Origin of the sequence: Pseudomonas sp. D2002 (genome assembly GCF_013385735.1) — a bacterium.
Lineage (GTDB): Bacteria > Pseudomonadota > Gammaproteobacteria > Pseudomonadales > Pseudomonadaceae > Aquipseudomonas.
This window is the reverse complement of record NZ_JACAPL010000011.1, coordinates 292,005-298,029: the sequence shown is the minus strand read 5'-3', so window position 1 is coordinate 298,029 and position 6,025 is coordinate 292,005. Positions and strand designations below refer to the sequence as shown.

Sequence of the window (6,025 nt, the reverse complement as noted above, 5' to 3'; positions counted from 1 at the left end):
CGCCGTAAGGGCGGAACCAATGTTAGCCTTGACCCAAACAACGGATATGTACTCAGCGCCCCTCGACAAACACGGCACTTAACCCCTGAAAGAAGATGTATAGATACCTATGCTGCGATGACGGTACATCAGTCAACACAGTATTGGCTGACAGCCCGCTATCGCAGGCAAGCCAGCTCCCACAGGTTTTGATCAGTGTTGGGTCAGTTGAATCTGCTCCTTCGCCAGCTTCACCACATTCTCAAGGGTAAACCCAAACTTCTCCTGCAACTTCGGCAGCGGCGCCGACGCGCCAAAGCTGTTCATCACCACCTTGGCGCCGGTCTGCCCGACATAGCGGTCCCAGCCCAGCGGGCCAGCCTGTTCCACCACCACACGGGCTTTAACCGACGGCGGGAGTACGCTGTCGCGGTATGCCTGGTCCTGATCTTCAAACAGCTCCCAGCTCGGCATCGACACCACTTGTGCGGCAATGCCTTCGTTTGTCAACTGTTCATAAGCGGCCACCACCAGGCTGACTTCACTGCCGCTCGCCAACAATAGAACCTCGGGATTCTCGGCGCCCGCCAACACGTAAGCGCCCTTGGCCGCGCCCGACGCTGCGGCATACTTCGTACGGTCCAGCGTCGGCAACGCCTGACGCGACAACACCACGCAGCTCGGCCGATGGGTTTGCGCCAGCGCAACCTTCCACAGTTCCAGGGTTTCATTGGCATCACCCGGCCGCAAAGTCAGCAGCCCCGGCGTCGCGCGCAATTGCGTCAGGTGCTCGACAGGCTGGTGCGTCGGCCCATCTTCACCCACGCCAATCGAGTCATGGGTAAACACAAACACCACCGGCAACTCCATGATCGCCGCCAGCCGAATCGGCGGCTTCATATAGTCGCTGAACACCAGGAACGTCGAGGTGTACGGCCGCAGGTACGACAGCGCCATGCCGTTGGCAATCGCGCCCATTGCATGTTCGCGGATACCGAAATGCAGGTTGCGCCCGCTGTAGTCTTCGGCGCTGAAACGCCCGGCGCCGTCGAAGGTGAGGTTGGTCTTGGTCGACGGAGACAAGTCTGCCGAGCCGCCGAGCAGCCAGGGGATGTGCTGGGCAAAGGCATTCAGCACTTCACCACCGGCGGCACGGCTGGCCACGCCTTTGGCGTCGGTGTCGAAGTGGGGCAACTCATCTTGCCAATGCTCGGGCATTTCACCGGCGCGCATGCGGCGCAGTTCGTCTGCCAGTTCCGGTTCGTACTGTTCCAGCTGCGACAGGTGGCGCGTCCATTCTTCGTAGAGTGGCTGACTGCGTTCAAGCAGTGCGTCACGCAGTACGGTGCGGGCCTCATCGGGCACCAGGAAACTGGAATCTTCGGGCCAGCCGTACGCGGCCTTGGTCAGGCGGATTTCATCCGCACCCAACGGCTCGCCATGGGCGGCGGCGGTGTTGTGTTTGTGCGGTGAGCCATAGCCGATCACGCTGTCGACCACAATCAGGGTCGGCGCGCCGGTATTGGTCTTGAACGTTTCCAGGGCGGTGCTCAAGGCCTGCAGGTCATTCGCATCGGTGACATGCAAGGTGTGCCAGCCGTAGGCCTGGAAACGCTTGATCACATCCTCACTGAACGCCAGCTCGGTGTGGCCCTCGATGCTGATGGTGTTGTTGTCGTAGATCCAGCACAGGTTGTCCAGCTTCAAGTGCCCGGCCATCGACGCCGCTTCGCTGCTGATGCCTTCCATCATGTCGCCGTCGCCGCACAGGGTGTAGACGTTGTAGTCGAACAGCACCTTGTCGTCGCGATTGAACCGCTGCCCCAGCCAACGCTCAGCCATGGCCATGCCCACACTGTTGGCACAGCCCTGGCCCAACGGGCCGGTGGTGGTTTCAACGCCGGTGGTCATGCGGTACTCGGGGTGGCCCGGGGTCTTGGAGCTGATTTGCCGGAACTGCTTGATGTCGTCCAGGCTGATCGCCGGTTGGCCGGAGCGCTTGCCGTGGGCATCGATCTCCACCACGCCAGCCAGGTGCAGCAGCGAATAGAGCAGCATCGATGCGTGCCCTACCGACAATACGAAGCGGTCACGGTTGGGCCAGTCGGGATGCTGTGGGTGATAACGCAGGAACCGGCTCCACAGCGTGTAACCCACCGGCGCCAGGCCCATGGGTGTGCCGGGGTGGCCGGAGTTGGCCTTCTGCACGGCGTCCATGGCCAGGGTGCGAATAGTGTTGATGCATTGGGTGTCGACAGCGGTGGCGGCGCGAGTCATGAAACCGTTCTCCCTCAGGTGGCGATCTACAGTGGAGGGCAGGGCGCGGCAAAGGTTTGATCCCATCGCCCGCCTGGCGACGAACGGGGATGCAGTGACCCAGGACATGACAACACCCCTTGGAATGGGCTAGCTTCAAAGCGTAGGCCATTGATCAACTTGCGGAGGTACTCCATGCCAGTGAAACACGACCTGCTACAGGACCTGGGTCTGAGCAAAGAAAAAGTCGACGAGCGCCGGGCGAAAAATCCCCACCTGAACGCGCTGTTTGATAAATACAAAACCGTCGATGACTTGGTAGTGACTGCTGAAAAGGCAGCTGGCAGTGATGAGGAACTGAAGAAGCTCAAGGAGACTCGCTTGTCTGTTAAGGACGAGATCAGGCAGCTTTTGGCGTAATTGAACGTCCGCGCTCCTACAAAAGCGCGGACACATTTGTTCAGAATTGTCTGAGGGACAGGGCGCTTTTCACTGTTTAAGATGCGCCCCGTCCACCCGGCTCTGGGGACTGTTGCGGCGCAAGGATTGCGCTGGTGAGCCGGGCGGGCACTCTGATTTCACCTCAGCATTTCACCCCAGCAGTGCCTGAGTGCATTCATCGATGGAGCGCTGCTGCGTTTCGCCATACAGCTTCAACTCATCAATCGTCCGACGGCCCAGCGCCCTTTCGAATTCTGCCTGGTTTGAATTCGCCGCATAGTGACTCTGCGCCGCATCGCCCAGGTTCGACTGAAATATCCCCGCCGCACTCACCGGCAGAAAATCCTCATACACCAACGGTTCCACCGCCACATGGCCGGCCGCAATCAGCGCGTCGAGCGTGCGCGGCTGATTGACTTGGCCGCGCGCCGCCAGGCCTTGTTCGGTGGCGAAGTAGCGGAAGTACGCGAGCGCCTGTTCACGCATCTGGGTGTGGTTGTCGGGGAACGCTTCGAAGTGCTCCTCCATCAATTGCACATAACGCGCGGCGTTGGCCTCATTCGGGAAAGCGCCCAATGCGTTGCGTGCAGCGTTCAGCAGTTGGTCGTACAGGGCGCGGCCTTTGGGTGTCAGCGCGACACCGCGCTGTTCGATTTCGCCGAAGCGCGCGCTGTGGCTGCCTTTGGCGTCGGTGAAGGCGATGGGCTCGTCGAGGGCCTTGAAGCTGGTCTGGCGCAGCAGGATCGGGCACTGGCGGCGCGGCGGCCCCTCGATCACGGCTTTGGGGGTGATGCCTTTGCCGGGCATGGCGGCCTGCACCTGGTCGATGTCCAGGGTGCGCGGGGTCAGGTGGTTAATGTGCGGGCCTTTGAACGCGACCACATCGGCGATCAGGCGGTGCTGGTCGCTCAGTTGCTGGTATTGCGCGCCTGTGACGGTTGCGGTGTGGTGCCAGCGGAAGGTCTCCAGGGCCTGGCGCACGAATTCGTCGGCGTCACGGGCGTTGAGGCCGCCGTCGCGCTCCGCTTGTTCGATCAACGCCAAAGCGCGTGCGGTAAAGATGTTGCGCTTGGACAGGGCACTTTCGGCGAAGGTGCGCAGTTCAAGGTTTTCGATCAGTTCCAGGCGTAGCAGCGAGGTGAACACGCGGAACGGGCTGGTTTGCAGTGAGCGCTCATGCACCGCGCGAAAGGCGGTGGAATGCACCGGCACGCCGGCTGGCGTCAGGTCGTAATAGCCCACCGGTTGCATGCCCATCACCGCAAACAAACGGCTGATAGTTGCCAACTCATGGGCGGTGCCCAGGCGAATGGCACCGTGGCGCTCCATGTCCAGTCGATCAATTTCACCGGTGCGTTGCAACTGCTGGGCCAGGCCCGATTCACTCGCCAGCACCCGCGCGTTGGTCTCGGCCACCAGCGCCATCAGCGCGCCGTAGAGTGGAACTTCATCTCGGTACATGTCGGACATGGCCTTGGAAAAGTCTCTGCGAATCTCATCGGGGCTGACATGTGCGGCGCTTGGCATAGAAAAATTCCTGAACACGGTGAAAAGGGATCGGCCTTTCTCTGGATTTTGTTGGGCTGGAGCCGGTCTGGCAAACGAAGAATCCTCAGGACTTCATTCTGCAAATGAATGAAATGACGAAAATATGACAAAAAGCCGCGACGGGAAAATTTCATTTTCGAGCCGAGTTTTCTAACAAATTCTTCACGAGGTGCGCCCCGGGCCTCATGAAACAATCGTCACGTTTGTAGGGATGAAAACGCCGTTTCGCACACAACGCACATAAAAATATGTTTAGGGGCCGTTACACATGAAAATTTCTACACTGGCGTTATCCATCACCGCCGCATTGCTCGCGCAACAAGCGAGCGCTGATGATTTTGGGCTCGGCTCTCTGGGCACGGGCACAGGTCACAGTGGCTTTCTTGAAGACAGCCATGCTGCGATCAGTTCGCGGACCATGTACTACAGTGCGGACAACCGCTCGGGGACCAACAACGATCTGCGCGAAGCCGCGACCCTGCTGCGCTTCGACTACAAATCCGGCTTCACCCAAGGCACCCTTGGCGTCGGTTTCGACGTGATGGCGTTCGGCGCCTTGCGCCTGGACGGTGGCGATGGCCACGCAGCAGGCCCGGGCCTGGCGGGTAACGGCAACAGCTTCTTCCCGACCAAGAACAACGGCACTGAACCTGCCGACAGCTTTGGTCGCGCCGCCGGCAACGTGAAGTTCCGTATTTCCCAGACTGAGTTACACGTCGGCGGTGGTTTGGCCCCGGTGTTGCCTATCCTGGTTTCCAACGACAGCCGTGTGGCGCCGCAGACCTTTGACGGCGGCATCCTCACCTCCAGCGACATTCCCAACGTAACGTTCACCGGCGGTGAGCTGAACAAGGCCGAAGGCCGTGCGTCCAGCAACTCCACAGGCCTGAGCGTCGCCGGCGGTACGCGCGACAGCGACAGCTTCAAGTTTGGCGGTGTGGACTACAAACCGTTTGGCTCGTCTGACAACGCCATCGCTAAAAACCTGACGTTGCAGTACTACTACGCCAACCTGCAGGACTTCTACAAACAGAACTACTTCGGCCTGGTCCACGTACTGCCGCTGGGCAATGACCAGTCGTTCAAGACTGACCTGCGCTACTTCGACAGCACCAGCGACGGCAAAAACGGTGAAGCCGGCTACCAGTTCAACAACAACGGTGGCTATGCCAAACACGCTGGCGAAGTGGATAACAAAACCTACAGCGCCGCGTTCACCTACCAGTTGGGCGGCAGCAGCCTGATGCTCGGCCATATCGGCGTGAGCGACGATGGCGGCTTCGTCTGGGTCAACCAGGGCAGCCTCGCCGACCCGCAACAACAAGGCGCGGGCGGCAGCGACTTCTACCTGTTCACCGACGCCGTGGTCGGCCAGTTCTCCCGCGCGGGCGAGCAGGTCAATTTCGGTCAGTACACGTATGACTTCAAAGCCTATGTGCCTGGCCTGAAAGCCTCCATTGCTTACCTGGACGGTACGGACATCAAGTCCAAAGTGGCTGGCGGTTCCGATCAGAAAGAGAACGAAACCGACTTCCGCCTGGATTACGTCGTGCAGCAAGGCCCGCTCAAAGGCTTTGGCACTACGTTCCGTACCGGTACTTACAAAGGCCACAACACGGGCACCGCGGACCAGGATCAAACTCGCCTGATCTTCAACTACACCTACGCGATCTTCTAAGAAAACCCGCAGGGTTTTACCGCCGAAAAAATCGAGGCCGCCTAATCAGCGGCCTCTTTTTTTGCGCGAGTGGATCAGACTTCATGTGCATCCGCGCGTAGATGGGTTCTACACTGCGCCTCA

At 59.9% G+C, this 6,025-nt stretch carries 4 protein-coding genes; 2 read left to right on the top strand and 2 right to left on the bottom strand.

Features of this window, described 5'->3' with window-relative positions; genetic code table 11:
• Positions 1-192: 192 nt before the first annotated feature.
• Positions 193-2,256, bottom strand: coding sequence for a transketolase (tkt, locus tag HX783_RS22605; RefSeq protein ID WP_177018299.1), 2,064 nt, complete (start codon positions 2,254-2,256; stop codon positions 193-195).
• Between the two features lie 174 nt (positions 2,257-2,430).
• On the opposite strand from tkt, the gene HX783_RS22600 reads away from it, so the two are divergent.
• Complete coding sequence (locus HX783_RS22600) at positions 2,431-2,655, top strand: YdcH family protein (protein WP_177018298.1); 225 nt, start codon at positions 2,431-2,433, stop codon at positions 2,653-2,655.
• 171 nt (positions 2,656-2,826) lie between these two features.
• Here HX783_RS22600 and HX783_RS22595 read toward each other — a convergent pair whose 3' ends face one another.
• Positions 2,827-4,203 carry a VOC family protein gene (locus HX783_RS22595; protein ID WP_177018297.1) on the bottom strand — a complete coding sequence of 459 codons (1,377 nt, stop codon included), beginning with the start codon at positions 4,201-4,203 and terminating at the stop codon, positions 2,827-2,829.
• Between the two features lie 289 nt (positions 4,204-4,492).
• Here HX783_RS22595 and HX783_RS22590 point away from each other — a divergent pair, with 289 nt between their 5' ends.
• Complete coding sequence (locus HX783_RS22590; protein ID WP_159957519.1) at positions 4,493-5,902, top strand: OprD family outer membrane porin; 1,410 nt, start codon at positions 4,493-4,495, stop codon at positions 5,900-5,902.
• Positions 5,903-6,025: the final 123 nt, after the last annotated feature.

Excerpts from the sequence above, each read along its gene's own strand:
- tkt (WP_177018299.1), bottom strand. The coding sequence starts at position 2,256 with ATGACTCGCGCCGCCACCGCTGTCGACACCCAATGCATCAACACTATT.
- HX783_RS22590 (WP_159957519.1), top strand. The coding sequence starts at position 4,493 with ATGAAAATTTCTACACTGGCGTTATCCATCACCGCCGCATTGCTCGCG.
- HX783_RS22595 (WP_177018297.1), bottom strand. The coding sequence starts at position 4,203 with ATGCCAAGCGCCGCACATGTCAGCCCCGATGAGATTCGCAGAGACTTT.
- HX783_RS22600 (WP_177018298.1), top strand. The coding sequence starts at position 2,431 with ATGCCAGTGAAACACGACCTGCTACAGGACCTGGGTCTGAGCAAAGAA.